The following is a 16,753-nucleotide window of genomic DNA, read 5'->3' as shown; positions in this document are numbered from 1 at the left end:
CATCATGCAGAAGCCGGTGATCGCCGTTCTCACCGCCGAGAACGAGGACTTCCCGCCCGGGCTCGACGCCGTCACGGACGCGGCCGAGCTGCGCCTGGCGAACAGCCGGGAGAGCCTGGAGCGCGCCCTGCCCGGGGCCGACATCCTGCTGGTCACCGACTTCCGCACGGACATGCTCGCCGAGTGCTGGCACCTGGCGGACCAGCTGCAATGGGTCCACGCCACCAGCGCCGGCGTCGACGCCCTCATGTTCCCGGCGCTGCAGGACAGCGCCATCCCGGTCACCAACGCGCGCGGCATTTTCGACGGCCCCATCGCCGAGTTCGTCCTGGGCCTGGTGCTCGCCTTCGCCAAGGATCTGCCCGCCTCGGTGCGCTACCAGGACCGGCATGTCTGGCAGCACCGGGATACCGAGCAGATCGCCGGCAAGCGGGCGCTGATCGTCGGCGCCGGGGCCATCGGCCGGCGGATCGGGCGCCAGCTCGCCGCGGCGGGGCTGGCCGTCGACGCCGTGGCCCGCTCCGCCCGCGACAGCGACCCGGACTTCGGCCGCGTGCACGCCCAGGAGACGCTGCTCGAGCAGCTCCCGGACGCCGACTACGTGGTCGTGGCCGCACCCTTGACCGACACCACACGCGGCCTGTTCGGCCGGGCGGCGTTCAAGGCCATGAAGCCCGGCGCCCGGTTCATCAACATCGGGCGCGGCCCCATTGTCGATACCGATGCCCTGGTCGAGGCACTGCGCAGCGGTGACATCGCCGGCGCGGGGCTGGACGTGTTCGAGCAGGAACCGCTGCCGGCCGACCACCCGCTGTGGGACTTCCCCCAGGCCGTTCTCACGGCACACATGGCCGGTGACGTGGTGGGCTGGCGCGAGGCGCTCACCGAGCAGTTCCTCGACAACTTGCGGCGCTGGCAGGCCGGCGAGGCCCTGCACAACGTGGTGGACAAGGCGCGGGGCTACGTGCCCCCGACGCGCTGAACCGGTCGGGCGCTGGACGTCGTGCCCGGTTCCATTCAACATGGTTCTTTACCCGCGGCCTTCCCGATGCGGCGCTCGCGCGGCAGAACGTGCGCGCAGGGCACCGGCACCATCGGGACGGATTGCGCGACCGCTTTCGTGATCGAGAACAGATCGAGGGGGTGCCATGCTCGAATCGTCATTGCTCAGAAACTGCCAGGGCTACATCAACGGCCACTGGGTGGACGCCGACAGCGGCAAGACGCTGACGGTGTACAACCCCGTGGACGGGGCCACGCTGGCCCAGGTCCCGGGCATGGGCCCCGAGGAGACCACCCGCGCCGTGGAAGCCGCCCGTGAGGCGCTCAAGACCCCGGCGAGCCTGGAGCAGCGCCGCACCTGGCTGAACGGCATCGTCCAGGCGCTGCAGGACAACCGCGAGGAGCTCGGCCGCATCCTGTGCATGGAGCACGGCAAGCCGTGGAAGGAGGCCCAGGGCGAGGTGGACTACGCCGCCGGCTTCTTCCGCTACTGCGCGGAGCACATGGACGCGCTGGCGCCCCGCGTGCTGGACGAGAAGCCGCGCAACTGCACCTGGACGGTGCACTACCGGCCCGCCGGCGCGGTCGCCCTGGTGACGCCGTGGAACTTCCCCATCGGCATGATCGCCAAGAAGCTCTCGGCGGCGCTGGCGGCGGACTGTCCCTGCGTAATCAAGCCGTCGTCCAAGACGCCGCTGACCATGGTGGCGCTGTTCAGCCTGCTGGACCAGGCACTGGACCTGCCGCCGGGCAAGGTCAACCTGGTCACCGGCTCCGCCGGCCCCATCGGCGACACCCTGTGTGATCATCCCGATATCCGCGTGCTGAGCTTCACCGGCTCCACCGAGGTGGGCCGGGAGCTCATCGAGCGCAGCGCGCCGCAGGTCAAGAAGCTCACCCTGGAGCTGGGCGGCAACGCCCCCTACATCGTCTTCGAGGATGCCGACCTTGACGCTGCCGCGGAGAACCTCATCGGCAACAAGTTCCGCGGCGGCGGGCAGACCTGCGTGTGCGCCAACCGCATCATGGTCCACGAGAGCGTGGCCGCGGACTTCGCCGAGCGGGTCAAGGCCCGGGCCAGCAAGCTCAAGGTGGGCGACGGGCTGGAGCCCGACACGGATCTGGGCCCGCTGGTGGATCGCAACGGCTACGAGAAGGTCCGCCGCCATCTCACCGACGCCCTGGACAAGGGTGCCGAGCTGGTCATGGGCGACGTTCCGCCGTCGCTGGAGAACGACTGGGGCGGCTTCTTCCCGCCCACCATCGTCCTGGGGGTGAGCCCGCAGATGGCCTGCTGGAAGGAGGAGACCTTCGGGCCGCTGGTGCCCATCGCCACCTTCAGCAGCGAGGCCCAGGCCATCGAGATGGCCAACCAGACCGAGTTCGGCCTCGCCTCGTACCTGTTCACCGGCGACGATGCGCGCGCGCAGCGGGTAATCGCCGCGCTGGAGTTCGCCCACGTGGGCTACAACACCGGCTCGGGGCCGGCACCCGAGGCCCCCTTCGGCGGCATGAAGCAGTCCGGCTACGGCCGCGAAGGCGGCCTGGAGGGTCTGTTCGAGTTCGTCGAGCCGCAGACGGTGCCGCGGGGCAGCTAGGGCCTGTCAACACGCCGCGCCTGCGCCGCGGTGCCGGCCGGTATCGCGGCGCAGGCGCGATTCCCGGCAAGGGCCCGGCCTTGCCCCGGGGCCGTGCGGCGGTCGGGCACAGGGGTTCTCGCCTCCGCTACCGCCCGAATGCCGCCCGACCCTACCCCACCAGCAGGTGCAGCACCACCGAGACGCTGGCCACGGCGATCACGGTGGTCACCAGGATCGCCGACGAGGCGCCGGAGATGTTGACGCGGTAGCGCTGCGCCAGCACGTAGACGTTGGCCGCCACCGGCAATGACGCCATGATGATGAGCGCCTTCTGGGCCGTCGACCCCACGTCCAGGGCCGAGGTCGCGCCCCAGACCAGCAGCGGGTGGGCCACCAGCTTCAGCAGGACCAGGACCCCGGTCTCCTTCGCCTGGCTGCCCAGGCGCTGGCGGGCCAGCGTGGCGCCCAGCGCGAACAGCGCGGCCGGTCCGGCCGACGCCCCCAGGAGCTCCAGGTAGGAGAACACCGGCGCCGGCACCGACACCGACGCAGCGCTCAGCACCACGCCCACCGCCGAGGCACCGATCAGCGGATTGCGCGCCACTCCCATGGCGGCGGTGCGCACGGCATGCGGCAGGTTGCCGCTGCCGCCCTGGGCCACCTCGATGACGGCGGTGGCAACGCCGATCATGATGGCGGTATCCACGACGATGACCACGGCGGCCGAAGGGGTGGCATCCGTGCCCAGGGCCGCGATGACCAGCGGCAGCCCGACGAAGCCGACGTTGGCGAACGACGCGGTCAGGGCCTGGACGGCCCGCGTGGCCGCGTCACCCCCGAACAGCACGCGCATGAGCCCGAATGTCCCCGCGAACAGCGCGCCGCCGGGGAGCAGCCAGGCGAAGAACAGCGCCGGCTCGCCCAGGTCGCGCACGGGGGCGTCGGCGATGCTGGTGATCAGCAGCGCCGGCAGGGCGAAATAGAACACGAAGGTGTTCAGCCCGGCGATGGTCTCCCCGGGCATCAGGCGGGTCCGGCCCGCGATCATGCCGGTGAAGATCAGGGCGAAGAACGGCAGGGCGATGGTGAGGACGACGTTCATGGCGCGATTGCATTCACCGACGGCCGCCCGGCATCACGCCGGGACGGGCCGGCGCAGCGGCAATGCTAACGGGCGGCAGCGGTCTTCACCGCAGCGGCGTCGTCGGAGCCGCCCTCGTCATCGGTGCCGTTGCAATAGTGCACCAGCTTCCAGTAGCCGAAGAGGTTCGTGTTGTGCACGGCCAGCCGCTGGAAGCCCTCGTGGTCGGGCAGCGTGTCCAGGTCCATGTCCGGGCGGAAGCCCACCAGCTTGGACAGCGGGCGCAGGCCCTTCTCGAGACCGCGCAGGACGGGATTGCGGGACGCGAAATGATTGAGGATGAGGATATCGCCGCCGGGCCGGCAGACCCGTCGCATCTCGCTGATCAGCCGGTCCGGGTTCGGCACCACGGAGGCGACGTACATGCAGGCGATGCTGTCGAAGCTGTTGTCCGGGAACTCCAGCGCCTCGGCATCCATGACCAGGAGATCCTCGACCTGGCCCTCGGGGCATTCCCGCTCGGCACGATCCCGGGCGATGTCGAGCATCTCCGGGGAGATATCGATGCCGACCACGCGGGTGCGCGGGTCGTAATCCGGCAGCGACAGGCCGGTTCCGACGCCGACCTCCAGGATCCGCTGCCCGGGCTTCTGGTTGAGCATCTCCATGGCAACATGCCGCCCCGGGGCGAACACCGGGCCGAAGACACGGTCGTAATACCGGGCGTAACGCCGGTATGCGCTGCGAATGGAAGCGAGATCCATCGGTCTCCTACTCCTGTTGCCTTACAAGCCGCGACGATCGCGGGGCGTGTTCCCCGGAGCTTACCGCGCGGACGCCTTGAGCGCCTCGGCGAAGATGCCGACCCCCTCGTCGATCTGCTCGCCGGTGACGATCAGCGGCGGCAGCCAGCGGACGATCTGCCCGCCGTAGGCGCCGCAGCGGATCATCACGAGCCCCCGCTTCTCGGCCTCCTGAAGGATGCGCATGGCGCGGTCGCCGTCCGGATTGCCGTCGCCGTCGACGATCTCCGTGCCCTGCATCAGGCCCTTGCCACGGACATCACCGATGGCCGGGTTGTCGGCCTTGAGCTCGTCGAGCTGCTTGCGCAGCCGCGCACCCTGGGTGGCGGCGTTCTCCACCAGGCCTTCCTCGTCGAAGACCTCCAGCGTCGCCAGGGCGGCCGCGCAGGCCACCGCGTTGCCACCGTAGGTGCCGCCCTGGGAGCCGGGCCAGCCCTTTTCCATGGTCTCCGGCCGCGCCGCCATGGCCGACAGCGGGAAGCCGCTGGCGAGCCCCTTGGCGGTGAGCACGATATCCGGCTTGACGTCGAAATGCTGATGCCCCCAGAACAGGCCGCTGCGCCCGTACCCGGCCTGCACCTCGTCCATGATCAGCAGGATGTCGTGGCGGTCGCAGATCTCCCGCAGCCCCTGCATGAACGCGGTGTTCGCCGGCACGTAGCCGGCCTCGCCCTGGATGGGCTCGATGAGCATCGCCGCCGTCTCCTTCGGCGCCGACTGGGTGTGCAGGATGTTGTCCAGCTCCCGCAGGCAGAACTCCGTCGCCGTCTGCTCATCCATGCGCAGGCGGTAGGTGTTCGGGAACGGCGCCACGATGACGCCGCCCATCAGCGGCTGGACGCCGGCGCGCAGCCCGACGCTGGACGTGGTCGTCGACAGCGAGCCCATGGTGCGGCCGTGGAAGCACCCCTGGAAGGTGATGATGTTGGGCCGCCCCGTGGCCTGGCGCGCCAGGCGGATCGACGCCTCCACCGCCTCGGTGCCCGCGTTGGAGAAGAAGATCGAGCTCAGCCCCTCGGGCATGCGCTCGCCCAGGCGGGCCGCCATGGTCTCCAGCGGTGGGTGCTTCATGATGGCGTACTGGCCGTGGATCAGCCGCCCCACCTGCTCCTGCGCCGCCGCCACCACCTTCGGGTGGCAGTGGCCGGTTCCGGTGACGCCGATGCCCGAGCTGAAATCCATGTAGCGGTTGCCCGCCTCGTCGAAGAGGTACATGCCCTCGCCACGGGTGGCGGTAATACCGGACGACTGCTTCATCAACGGCGTCAACTGACCGGGAGCGCTGGTCATTGGGGACCTCCTCAGGGGCGGAGAAACAAAAACGAAGTCTACACCCGTCTGTTGCGGGCCTTCAAACCGCTGCCGCGGGCACGACGACGGGCATCACACGGCCTCGAGGGCCTTCACGACGGCCTCGCCGATCACCGTGGTGGCCCGCTGGGCCGTGCCGTGGACGCGCAGGTCCGACTCCACCGCGGTGCGCAGGCGCGACGCGGCGCGCGCGGCGCGGGCGTCCTCCTCGCCCATCCAGTCCAGCATCATGGCGGCGGTGAGCAGCATGGCCTGGGGCCCCGCCAGGTTCTGCCCGGCTATATCCGGGGCACTGCCGTGGGTGGGCTCGAACATCGGGGGCTGGCGGCGATCCGACGGATTGAGGTTGCACGACGGCGCGACGCCCATGCCGCCGCTGAGCACGGCAGCGAGGTCGGTGAGAATGTCGCCCTGCAGGTTGCTGGCCACCACGACGTCGAACTGCCACGGACTCATGACGAACTTCATGCAGGCCGCGTCCACCAGCTCGTGATGGGTCGCCACGTCGGGGAACTCCTCTGCCACCGCGGCGAACACCTCGGTGTACATCTCGCCCCAGTAGCGCAGGGCGTTGCGCTTGGTGACCAGGCATACCTGGGCATGCGCGGTGCCGCCGTCCGGCAGCGGGAACTGCCGGTCGCGCCGCTGGCCGGCCCGGCGCTCGCCGGCGCGCGCCGCGGCGCGCTCGAAGGCATGGCGGAAGATGCGCTCGGCCCCCGCGCGCGTGAACACCTCCATCTGGGTGGCGACCTCCCGCGGGCTCCCGGGGGCAAGACGTCCGCCCTGGCCGACGTACTCGCCCTCGCTGTTCTCGCGGATGACCAGCATGTCGAGATCCCGGGCGCGCTCGTCGGCCAGGTAGCGCGGCGCCCCCTCCAGCAGCATGGCGGGACGCTCGCAGGCCCACTGGTCGAAGCCCTTGCGGATGTCCAGCAGCGGCGCGAGCGACACCGCATCCGGGAGCAGATAGCGCCCGGGGTCGCTGGAAGGCCCGGGATCACCCAGCGCGCCCAGGAGAATGGCGTCGTAGCCGGACAGGACCGCGTGCCAGTCCTCGGGCATGATGCGCCCGTTGTCCCGGTGCCAGCGGTGGGAGGGCCAGGGCAGCTCGTCCAGCACCAGGTCCGGGCCGCCCTGCTCCGCCAGCGCGCGCAGGGCCTCCACGGTGACCGCCATCACTTCCGGGCCGATGCCGTCGCCGGGCAGCACGGCCACCCGCCACTGCTTGTCCTTTCCGCCGTCCGGGTTCGCCATCGCGCCGTCCTCATCGCGGTTGCCGGGAGTCATGCAGTACGGTCACCGACAGCGGGGCAAAATGCAACGGGTACAGCGACGACGAACGGGAACTGTGCTGGTAGAATAAGGACGAAATCGGTACGGATTGCCAGTCAGTATGACGGCAGGCGGAGGTCAGCATGTTCAGCCCGGGCGGCGAACCCGTTGTTTTCAATCGCGACTGCGATGCCGTGGTCATCCCCGCGGGCGAGTCGGGCACCATCCCCGAGGGCGTGGAGGGCGTCATCACCCAGGCCTTGGGCGGCAGCTACACCGTCTATATCCAGGGCAACCTGTTCCGCATCGCCGGCGTGGACGCCGACGCCATCGGCAAGGAGCCCACGCCGCTGCCCGAGCTGCCGGACAACGCCACCGACCAGGACGTCGAGGCGCTGGTCTGGGAGCAGCTGCATACCTGCTTCGATCCGGAGATCCCCATCGACATCGTCGAGCTGGGGCTGGTGTACTACTGCAACATCGAGCGGATCGAGGACGACCGGCGGCGCGTGGACATCCAGATGACGCTGACGGCGCCCGGCTGCGGCATGGGCGATATCATCGCCAGCGACGTCAAGCACAAGGTGGAGCTGGTGCCGACCATCGAGACGTGCAACGTGGAGCTCGTCTTCGACCCGCCCTGGTCCGCGGAAATGATGACCGACGCGGCCAAGCTGCAGACGGGGATGCTGTAGCCGCCCGGCCGGTGCGCCGCTCGCCCCCGGCGTGCGGCGACCGACGATCTCAGGCGCCCGGCAGCAGGGACAGATCCGGGGCCTGACGCCACAGCGCCATGCCCTCTTCGAACATCTCTTCCATCACCGAGAAATAGGAGGGGCCGAGCAGCTCGAGGCGCCCCTCCAGCTCGCCCGCCTCCGCGGACAGGACCATGCCGGACTTGCGCGCGATGCGATGCATTCGCAGGTTGCCCGGCTCGGAGACGATGTAGACCCGGCGCACGGAATGGTTGCGCGCGTGCACCAGCAGCCGCCGGAACAGCGCGCTGCCCAGGCCCTGGTTCTGCCACGCGTCCTCGACGCTGAACGCCAGCTCGGCCTGCCGGGGCCAGTCCCGGTCCAGGAGCGCGAACTCGCCCACGGCGCGCAGCGTCCCGTCGACGAACGCGCCGAACAGGGCCAGCGTGAAGGGCGATGCCGCCTGGCAGTAGCGCTCGATGAAGGCATCGCTGACCAGCCCGGCGAAGCGATCCCGCCGCGCCTCTGGCCCCAGGCGCAGCAGGTGCTGACGCCACAGGTCGCGCTCGGCCCACCACAGCCGGCGCACCACCGGCTCACCGCCGCCGGCTGACCATGATTCAAGTGCCTCGCCCATGATCGCTCCGAGTAGACAAGTCTGTTTATTGCTGCAATGCAATATACGCCTAGTCGCCACCCACCACAAGCGGCGTTCATGTCAGAATGTGACACCTTCTTCACTCTCGGCGCGGCGGAGGGCGGCGTCGCCGTCGTTGACGCCGCGGGGCTTCGCGGGGGTATCGTTCTCCCTCGGCCCTGCCCCATGCGGGCGCCGGGCAGCCACGGCACAGCGGAGGAAGACAAGCATGAAGGCCTGGATCATCACCCAGCCCGGCACGCCGGACGTACTGGAATGGCAGGACACCCCGGCACCGGAGATGGGTCCGACGGACGTACGGGTGCGTGTCCGGGCCGCGGGCCTGAACCGCGCGGACCTGCTGCAGCGACAGGGGCTCTACCCGGCCCCGGCCGGCGCCGCACGGGACATCCCCGGCCTGGAGTATGCGGGCGTCATCGACGAGGTGGGCAGCAACGTCCAGTCCCGCCAGCCCGGCGACCGGGTCATGGGGCTCATCGGCGGCGGCGCCTATGCGGAGCAGCTGGTGATCAACGAGCGCGAGACCATCCCCGTGCCGGACGCCCTGGGCCTGACCGAGGCCGCGGCCGTCCCGGAAGCATTCCTGACCGCCTACCGCGCCATGTTCCTGGAAGGCGGGCTGCAGCCGGGCGGCTGGTGCCTGGTCCGCGCGGCGACGTCCGGGATCGGCATCGCCGGCCTGCAGCTCGCCCGCGCCCTGGGTGCCCGCACCATCGGTACCAGCCGCAGCGCGGCGCGCCTCGAGCAGGTGCGCCACTGGGGGCTGGATGTCGCCCACGGCGAGGACGACGGGCCCATTGTCGATACCGTGCGCCAGCACACCGGCGAGGGCGTTCACGTGGTCATGGACCTGGTCGGCGGCAACGGCCACCTGCGCGAGAACATGGACTGCCTGCGCCCGGAGGGCACCCAGGTGGTGGTGGGCCTGATGGCCGGGCGCGAGGACACCATCAACATGGGGCTGCTGCTGTTCAAGCGCCTGACGCTGCGTGCCATGACCATGCGCTCCCTGCCCCTGGAGCGGCGCATCCAGCTGGCGCAGCTGTTCCAGGAGCGGCTGGGCCCCTTCTTCGCGGAAGGCCGCCTGAAGCCGGTGGTGGATACCGTGCTGCCCTTCGGCCAGGCCCGCGAGGCCCACGAACGCATGCAGGCCGGCGGCCACGCGGGCAAGATCGTCCTCAGCGCCGAGTCGTGATCCGCCGACGCCGGCATTTCATTTCGCTGCGTGTCAATGCACAATCGCGGTTCGCGAGCCAGCGGGGATACTCCAGCCAATGGTCCGGAACGCCGAGAAACGCCTTGCCAGCCTGCTCAACACCCAGCAGCGGGGCCTGCTGCGGGGCAGTCTCAAGGGGCTGGAGAAAGAGAGCCTGCGCGTGGACCGCGACGGCCACATCGCCCAGACCCCCCATCCCCGGGCCCTGGGCTCCAGCCTGACGCACCCCTGGATCACCACGGACTACTCCGAGGCCCTGCTGGAGTTCATCACGCCCCCGGAAAGCGAGACCGGCAACACGCTCGGCTTCCTGGAGGACGTGCACACCTTCGCCTACCACAACATCGGCGACGAGCTGCTGTGGGCGACCAGCATGCCGTGCATCGTCGGCGGCGACGCCAGCATCCCCATCGCCTGGTACGGCGAGTCCAACGTCGGCTGGATGAAGCACATCTACCGCCGCGGCCTGGACTGGCGCTACGGCCGCGCCATGCAGGCCATCTCCGGCATCCATTTCAACTATTCGTTCAGCGACGCGTTCTGGGAGGTCCTCCGGGAGCACGAGGGCGACGCCCGGGACCTGCAGACCTTCGTCTCCGACGCCTACTTCCGGCTGATCCGCAACTTCCAGCGATTCGGCTGGCTGGTGCCGTTCCTGTTCGGTGCCTCCCCGGCGGTGTGCAAGTCCTTCACCGGCGGCCAGAACATCGACTTCCACGACTTCGACGAGCACACCTTCTACGAGCCGTTCGGCACATCGCTGCGCATGAGCGACATCGGCTACAAGAACAACGCCCAGGCGGCGCTGAACATCTCCTACAACGACCTGGACTCCTACGTGCGCACCCTGGAGCGGGCCATCGCCACGCCGGACCCGGAATGGCAGCGCATCGGCACCCGCGTCAACGGCGAGTGGCGTCAGCTCAGCACCAATACCCTGCAGATCGAGAACGAGTACTACAGCTTCGTGCGACCCAAGGCCGTGGCCCGCTCCGGGGAACGGCCGTCGCGGGCGCTGCACCGCGCCGGCGTGGAATACATCGAGATCCGCGCCCTGGACCTGAACCCGTTCGAGCCGCTGGGCGTCAACGCCGGGCAGCTGCATTTCCTGGAAGCGCTGCTGGTCTACTGCCTGCTGGAGGACAGCCCGGAGATCTCCGCGCGGGAGCAGTGCAGCATCAACCACAACCAGGGGCAGGTCGCCCGCTACGGCCGCGACCCCGAGCTGGTGCTGGACGACGGCGGCACGCCGGTTCGCCTGCGCGACTGGGCCGAGCGCATCTGCGGCGACCTGGAGACCATTGCCGAGCTGCTCGACCAGACGCGCCCGGATACGCCCTACGGCGACGCGGTCCGTTACTACCGGGACAGCGTGCGGGACGCCGACCGCACGCCCTCGGCGCAGGTGCTCGCCAGCATGCGGGGCCATGGCGAGAACTTCATCGAGTTCGCCATGCGCCAGTCGCGACAGCACGAGCACGCTTTCAAGGAGCACGTCCTGGACCCGGAGACGCGTCGCCGGCTCGAAGAGGCCAGCCGCACGTCCCTGGAGGAACAGGCCGCCATCGAGCGCCGCGACACCCTCAGCTTCGAGGAGTACCTGGCACGATACTTCGACCAGACCGAAACCGCCTGACCTGCGTGGCAGGACGACCCCCGATAGTGTGAAACAGTTCACTTTCTGGCGGGCACAGGCACCTGTCATTTATGACAGGTCTGGTAAACTTGCTGCTCCATTCACGATTGACGCGCACCGCTGCCGCACGCATTCGCGATCGACGTTCGGCAGCGACGGCGGAACGGCTCGGTCTGAAGGCGCAGACAACACGATGGCAGAAGACACACCCAGCCCGGGAGCGCCGGCCCCCGGCAAACGCCCGCCACGGCGGCAGACCCGGGAGACGGTACGGGAGGCCGCGTTCCGCCTTTTCGGGCGTCATGGCTACGACGGTGTCTCCATCGATACCATCGCCCGGGCGGTGGGGCTCAGCAAGGGCGCCCTGTACTGGCATTTCGACGGCAAGGAGGCCCTGTTCCGGGAGTGCCTCGCCATCCTCAACGAGCTGTTCCGCGAGCACATCATCGGCCCCGTCGAGGCGGCCCGCACGCCGGAGGAGCGGCTGGATCGCTTCTTCGAGGGCGTCATCTCCCTCGGTGAGGCGCCGGAGATCGCCGACGGCATCGCCGGCTACTGGCAGGAGCCGTACAACGAGGCCATGAACCGCTGCTTCCGGAACCACCTGGAGCAGCTGGAGGAGGCCATCCGCCGCCCGCTGCGCGATACCGCCGGCGCGACCAGCGATGCCGACCCCCTCGCCCCCGCCGCCGGCACGGAAACCGGGGTGGAGACGCTGCTGGCCCTCATGGAAGCGATGCTGCTGCCGCTGCGCCGGCGCTCACCGGCGCTGCGCCGTGCCATCGTCGACGACCTCCGCACCGCCGTGCGCCGCCCCCGCTAGTGTCCTGTAACCCAACGAACTCGGGTTACAGGACACTAGCTATTGCGCATAGCCGGTGAGCTCGGCGTACCCCCGCCCATCCGGGCCCGAGCGCCCGCGCACCCGCACCGCCCCCTCCCAGTAGCGGAACGCGCCGTCCAGCTCCTGATAATCCAGCACCGGCTCCAGGGCGAGGTCGAGGTCGTGCTCCGGCACCTGCATGCGCCAGGCCACGGGATAGCGGCCGCCGTGCGGGCTCCGCCAGTAGCGCTGCGGCTCGAGCCGCACCTGGCCGGGCCCCAGCCGTTCCGCGGTGCCGTCCCGGGCAACCAGAACGCCCTCGCTGTACGGCGACGTCGATCCATCGCCACGGCGCAGGCGGTAGAACATGAGCTCGCGCCCGTCCTCCAGCTGCAGTGCGAACCAGTCCCAGCCTTCCTGGTCGGCACCGAGGCTGCTGGTGCCCCATTCCCGATCCATCCAGGCGGATCCCGAGACCGTATGGGTCTCGCCGGCCACGGTGATCCGGCCTTGCGCGGCCAGGCGCGTATACGAGTAGTAGCGGGAGGCGTTGCCCGGCTCCGGCCCCTTGCGGCTGTACCCCTGCTCGCCCTGCAGCACCAGGGGCTTGCGCGGGGTGAGCCGCATCTCGATGGCCAGATCCCCCGCGGGAAAGTGCAGCTCCACGGGCATGGCGCCGGAATCCGCCGACCGCATGACCCAGTCCTCGGCGTGCACGCGGAACGGGCGGGCCGTCCCCCCGGCGAGCCCTGCGGCGCCGCGGACGAAGCGCTCGCGGTGATGAAAGGCGCCGGCCCGGGTGTCGGTTACCGCCATGTGCGCCATCCACAGCTGATTCGTCGCCAGGTCGGATGCCCGGGCGGGCATCTCCGGGGCGATGTTGAACCGGAACAGCGTCGCCTGGAAGCCGAAGTGCCGGCCGCCGTCCGTGGTCACGTTGCCGGTGACATACCACCACTCGTGGCGATAGCCGGGATGGGGTCCGTGGTCCTGCGGAAACGCCAGCGGCTCGGGGCCGGTCACCCGGCGGTAGCCCGCGGCCTGCTCCTCGCCGCCGAGAGCGGCGGTTACATCGAATGCAGCGCCCGGCCCGGGCCCGGTTTCCTCGGGCGGACCGGACCGGTCGAGCAGGGCGATGCCGCCGGCCGCGAAGGCGATGATCACCAGCGCGATGGCCGTACTCCGCCCGGGCCGCAACCGCAAGTGCCGTCGCATCGTCTACTCCTCCCGCAGGGCCAGGGCCGGCTCGGTGCGCGCCAGGCGCCACGCCGGATAGATGCCGGCTGCTACCGCCGCCGCCACGGACAGCGCCACCGCCTGGAGCAGGATCCAGGGATCCACCGCCAGGTCCATGGACCAGCCGAACGAGCGGCGGTTGATGACGCCGATCAGGCCACCGGCCAGGGCCAGCCCCAGGGGCACGGCGAAAAGGCCGCTGAGCAGCCCCACCAGCGCGTTCTGCGCCGTCACCAGCCCGCCCAGCTCGCGCGCGGTCATGCCCCCGGCCCGCAGGACCGCGTACTCCCGGGCCCGCTCCAGCGCCAGGGCCAGCAGCGCGCTGAGCACGCCGGTCACGGCGACCAGGATGGCCAGCAGCCGCAGCACCTCGGTGATGGTGAACGTGCGGTCGAACACCGCCAGGGACCGGGCGCGGATCTCGTGGTCGGCGCGGAACGCCAGCTGCTGCCCGCCCGCCGCGGCCGCCTGCCGGAGCCGCTCCTGCAGGCGCTCCGGGTCGACGCCGTCGGCGGCGCGGATGCCGAGGCTGTCCACCGCGTTGTCGTCCCAGTAGCGGGTATACGTCCGTCGCGCCATGATGATGGCGCCCTCCGAGGTGCCGTAGTCGTAGACCACCGCGGCCACGGGGAACGTCGCCGTCCCCGAGCCGGTGTTCAGCGTCACGCGGTCGCCCACCTCCAGTTCCTGGTGCCAGGCGTAGGGCTCGGTGACGAACACGGCCCCGTCCTGCCGATAGGCACGCCAGGCCGTTTCCGGATTCCCCGTGCGGAAGCTGAAGCCGTCCTCGGCCGCCGGCGGGACGGCGAACACCCGCAGCCGGGCCTCGTGGTCCCCTGCCCCCACCCGCACGAACCGCGAGCGCGTGGCCGTCGCCACGCCGGATACCGCCAGCAGCCGCCGGCGCTGCTCCGCGTCCATGGGACCGCCGCCGGCAACGGAGACGTAGACATCGGCGTGCAGGGTGGCATCCAGCCACTCGGCGAAGGTGGTACGGAAGCTGTCCACCATGACGCCGACGCCGATCACCGCGGACACCGCCACCGCCAGCGCCGACGCCGCCACGCCGGTGCGCGACAGGCTCGCCGCCACGCCGCGGGCGGTCATGCGCCCGGTGAACCCGGCCGCTGCGCCCAGTACCGGCGCCAGGCCGCGGGTGACCAGCCACAGCCCCGGGGGAACCAGCAGCGCGCCCCCGAGGATGACGCCGAACAAGCCGGCGAACGGCACCACCAGGCTGCGCTCGCTGGCCACCAGCAGCAGCCCGCCGGCGGCCAGCAGCGCGACGCCGGCCAGCACCAGCCCGGGCAGCCAGCGCCGGTGGGCGCGCTCCAGCACCGAGCGGCTCAGCGCCGCCCGGGGCGGAACCGTGGTCGCCTCGCGCGCCGGCGCCAGCGCCGCCACCACCGTCATGCCGATACCCAGTGCCGCGCCCCGCAGCAGGGAGCCGGGAGTCAGCGTCAGCTCCCGCACCGCCAGGACGAAGTACAGATCGTTGATGGTCCGGGTCACCAGGTCCACCAGCACCGTGGCCAGCGCGACCCCCAGGGCGACCCCCGCGGCGGTGCCCAGCACGCCGATGACCACGGCCTCGCCGAGCACCACCCCCAGGAGCTCGCCGCGCGTGGTGCCGGTGGCGCGGAGCAGGCCCATCAGCCGCCGGCGCTGCACCACCGAGAAGGTCATGGTGTTGTAGATGAGAAAGGCGCCCACCACCAGCGCCAGCAGGCTGAACGCCTGCAGGTTGAGCCGGAAGGCGTCGGTCATCTGCTCCAGGGTCTCGGCGCGCCGGTCCGCGACGACCAGCCGGGCGCCGTCGGGGATCCGGTCCGCCACCCTGTCCGCGGTTGCGGCGTCGGCGACCAGGTCCACGCGATCCAGGCGGCCAACACGACCCAGCAGCTCCTGGGCGGCGGCGATATCCATGATGGCCACGTCGCGCAGCCCCACCGCCTCCAGCTCCCGCTCCGGCCGCAGGCCGGCGACAATCCGCAGGGCGTGGTCGCGGCCGCCGTGACGCACCGTGAGCGTGTCGCCGACGGCGCGCCCGAGCCGCTCCAGGTCCGAGGCGAGCAGAACGGCGCCCCGGGGTCGAGCCAGCAGATCCGCCGGCTCCACGGTCGCCGACACCGCGCCCAGCGCGGGGCGCACGCCGGCCTCGGCGAAGACGTCCACGCCCAGGATGCGCAGGGTCCGGTCGCCGTGGCCGGGCAGCCGCACGAACCCTTCCACTACCGGGGCCGACGGGCGTATCCCGGCCTCGGTTCGCAGGCGCACGTACCATTCCTCGGGCAGGCCTTCCGGCCCCGCCACCACCTGGTGGGTCGCCCGCCCGGTCAGGGCCTCGGCGGACAGGCTGAAGCCGCGGGAGGCGCTCTGGTTGGCGAGATCCACGGCCACCACCACCGCCACGCCCAGGGCCACCCCCAGCAGCGCCAGCCCCAGCTGCCAGGGGTGCCCCAGCAGGTAGCGCAGGCTCGCGCGCGCGAGCAGGGGCCGCGGCAGCAGCGTCATCAGCCGCCGTCGCTTCCCAGGCGCAGCACGCGATCCATGCGGCTTGCCACCTCTGGGCTGTGAGTGACCAGGACCACTGTCACCCGTCCGCCGCCGGTGAGCTCGTCCAGCAGGGTCAGGACCTCCTCGGCGGTGGCGGTATCCAGGGTCCCCGTGGGCTCGTCCGCCAGCAGGACGCCTGGCCGATGCACCAGGGCCCGGGCCAGGGCGATGCGCTGCTGCTCGCCGCCGGAGAGGGTGTCGGGGAAGGCATCCCGGCGGTCTGCCAGGCCGACCCGCTCCAGCAGCTCCTGCGCCCGCCGGCGACCCGCGGGCGTGAGACCGCCGGTCATTTCCAGGGGCATGTGCAGGTTCTCGGCCACGGTCAGGGTCGGGATCAGGTTGAAGAACTGGAACACGAAGCCGATGTGGTAGCGCCGGAACAGGGTCCGGTCACGCTCGCTCAGCGCCGTCAGCTCGGTATCCGAGACGGTGATGCGGCCGGCATCGGGCCGGTCCATGCCGCCGATGAGATTGAGCAGGGTGGACTTGCCCACGCCGCTGCGCCCCACCAGGGCCAGGCGCTCGCCGCCGGCCACGGACCCGGAGAACCGGTCCAGCACCACGCGGGCGTGCTCGCCTTCGCGGAAGGCGCGGGAGACCCCGTCGAGGACGATCATCAGCGCGGCTCGGTGCGTTCCCGCCCGCAGCGGCGGCAGCGAAGCAGCGTCACCAGCCGGCCCTCGCGGACGTCGAAGCGCGCGTCCGTCACCACCTCCCACTTGTGCCGCCCCGCCCGGCACAGCGTGTCGCCTTCACTACGCCGGCGACGCCGCTCGCGGCGCTTCAGGGGGATGACATCGGCCATGGCGGACTCCCGCTGCAGTTTCCGTTGAGGCGCTCGATCTCCCGGTATTGTGCATGATGGCCGCCATGACCTGCACGGT

Annotated in this window: 15 protein-coding genes; 6 read left to right on the top strand and 9 right to left on the bottom strand. The window is 70.8% G+C overall.

The genetic code is table 11. From position 1 onward, the window contains the following. Window positions 1-4: 4 nt before the first annotated feature. Both QWY84_RS15170 and QWY84_RS15165 read left to right on the top strand, forming a co-directional pair. Entirely contained in the window at window positions 5-982 is a 978-nt protein-coding gene (locus QWY84_RS15170) for a D-2-hydroxyacid dehydrogenase (RefSeq protein ID WP_290203681.1), read from the top strand. Window positions 983-1,148: 166 nt separating this feature from the next. Continuing rightward, on the top strand, window positions 1,149-2,600 hold the full coding sequence (locus tag QWY84_RS15165; protein ID WP_290203679.1) for an NAD-dependent succinate-semialdehyde dehydrogenase: 1,452 nt from the start codon (window positions 1,149-1,151) through the stop codon (window positions 2,598-2,600). Window positions 2,601-2,751: 151 nt separating this feature from the next. On the opposite strand, the gene QWY84_RS15160 is transcribed toward QWY84_RS15165, so the two are convergent. The 4 genes from QWY84_RS15160 to QWY84_RS15145 all read right to left on the bottom strand — a co-directional run bounded on the left by QWY84_RS15160 (window position 2,752) and on the right by QWY84_RS15145 (window position 7,064). Further along, complete coding sequence (locus tag QWY84_RS15160; protein ID WP_290203677.1) at window positions 2,752-3,684, bottom strand: AEC family transporter; 933 nt, start codon at window positions 3,682-3,684, stop codon at window positions 2,752-2,754. A gap of 65 nt (window positions 3,685-3,749) precedes the next feature. Further along, entirely contained in the window at window positions 3,750-4,427 is a 678-nt protein-coding gene (locus tag QWY84_RS15155) for a class I SAM-dependent methyltransferase (RefSeq protein WP_290203676.1), read from the bottom strand. A 60-nt stretch (window positions 4,428-4,487) separates the two neighbouring features. Beyond that, complete coding sequence (locus QWY84_RS15150; protein WP_290203675.1) at window positions 4,488-5,756, bottom strand: aspartate aminotransferase family protein; 1,269 nt, start codon at window positions 5,754-5,756, stop codon at window positions 4,488-4,490. Between the two features lie 93 nt (window positions 5,757-5,849). Next, window positions 5,850-7,064, bottom strand: coding sequence for an isocitrate/isopropylmalate dehydrogenase family protein (locus QWY84_RS15145; RefSeq protein WP_290203674.1), 1,215 nt, complete (start codon window positions 7,062-7,064; stop codon window positions 5,850-5,852). Between the two features lie 128 nt (window positions 7,065-7,192). On the opposite strand from QWY84_RS15145, the gene sufT reads away from it, so the two are divergent. Then, window positions 7,193-7,744, top strand: a complete 552-nt coding sequence (sufT, locus tag QWY84_RS15140; RefSeq protein ID WP_290203673.1) for a putative Fe-S cluster assembly protein SufT — start codon at window positions 7,193-7,195, stop codon at window positions 7,742-7,744. Window positions 7,745-7,793: 49 nt separating this feature from the next. Here sufT and QWY84_RS15135 read toward each other — a convergent pair whose 3' ends face one another. Continuing rightward, window positions 7,794-8,381, bottom strand: coding sequence for a GNAT family N-acetyltransferase (locus tag QWY84_RS15135; protein WP_290203671.1), 588 nt, complete (start codon window positions 8,379-8,381; stop codon window positions 7,794-7,796). A 229-nt stretch (window positions 8,382-8,610) separates the two neighbouring features. Here QWY84_RS15135 and QWY84_RS15130 point away from each other — a divergent pair, with 229 nt between their 5' ends. The 3 genes from QWY84_RS15130 (at window position 8,611) to QWY84_RS15120 (ending at window position 12,077) form a co-directional block, all read left to right on the top strand. Further along, window positions 8,611-9,597, top strand: a complete 987-nt coding sequence (locus tag QWY84_RS15130; RefSeq protein WP_290203670.1) for an NAD(P)H-quinone oxidoreductase — start codon at window positions 8,611-8,613, stop codon at window positions 9,595-9,597. A 79-nt stretch (window positions 9,598-9,676) separates the two neighbouring features. Then, complete coding sequence (gene gshA / locus QWY84_RS15125) at window positions 9,677-11,254, top strand: glutamate--cysteine ligase (protein ID WP_290203668.1); 1,578 nt, start codon at window positions 9,677-9,679, stop codon at window positions 11,252-11,254. A 193-nt stretch (window positions 11,255-11,447) separates the two neighbouring features. Further along, entirely contained in the window at window positions 11,448-12,077 is a 630-nt protein-coding gene (locus QWY84_RS15120; RefSeq protein ID WP_290203666.1) for a TetR/AcrR family transcriptional regulator, read from the top strand. 39 nt (window positions 12,078-12,116) lie between these two features. Here QWY84_RS15120 and QWY84_RS15115 read toward each other — a convergent pair whose 3' ends face one another. Genes QWY84_RS15115 through QWY84_RS15100 form a run of 4 tightly spaced genes read right to left on the bottom strand, consistent with a single transcriptional unit; the run spans window position 12,117 to window position 16,674 of the window. Continuing rightward, window positions 12,117-13,292, bottom strand: a complete 1,176-nt coding sequence (locus QWY84_RS15115) for a lipocalin-like domain-containing protein (RefSeq protein WP_290203665.1) — start codon at window positions 13,290-13,292, stop codon at window positions 12,117-12,119. Window positions 13,293-13,295: 3 nt separating this feature from the next. Continuing rightward, a complete protein-coding gene (locus QWY84_RS15110) occupies window positions 13,296-15,827 on the bottom strand; it encodes an ABC transporter permease (protein ID WP_290203663.1) in 2,532 nt (843 codons plus the stop codon). Beyond that, window positions 15,827-16,486, bottom strand: a complete 660-nt coding sequence (locus QWY84_RS15105) for an ABC transporter ATP-binding protein (protein ID WP_290203661.1) — start codon at window positions 16,484-16,486, stop codon at window positions 15,827-15,829. The genes QWY84_RS15110 and QWY84_RS15105 overlap by 1 nt, the downstream gene beginning before the upstream one ends. Continuing rightward, window positions 16,486-16,674, bottom strand: coding sequence for a hypothetical protein (locus tag QWY84_RS15100; protein ID WP_137707898.1), 189 nt, complete (start codon window positions 16,672-16,674; stop codon window positions 16,486-16,488). Before QWY84_RS15100 ends, QWY84_RS15105 begins: the two co-directional genes overlap by 1 nt. Window positions 16,675-16,753 lie beyond the last annotated feature (79 nt).

Origin of the sequence: Aquisalimonas lutea, assembly GCF_030409225.1 — a bacterium.
Classification (GTDB): Bacteria; Pseudomonadota; Gammaproteobacteria; order Nitrococcales; family Aquisalimonadaceae; genus Aquisalimonas; species Aquisalimonas lutea.
The sequence above is the reverse complement of the archived record's forward strand: the minus strand, read 5'-3'. Positions and strand labels throughout refer to the sequence as shown.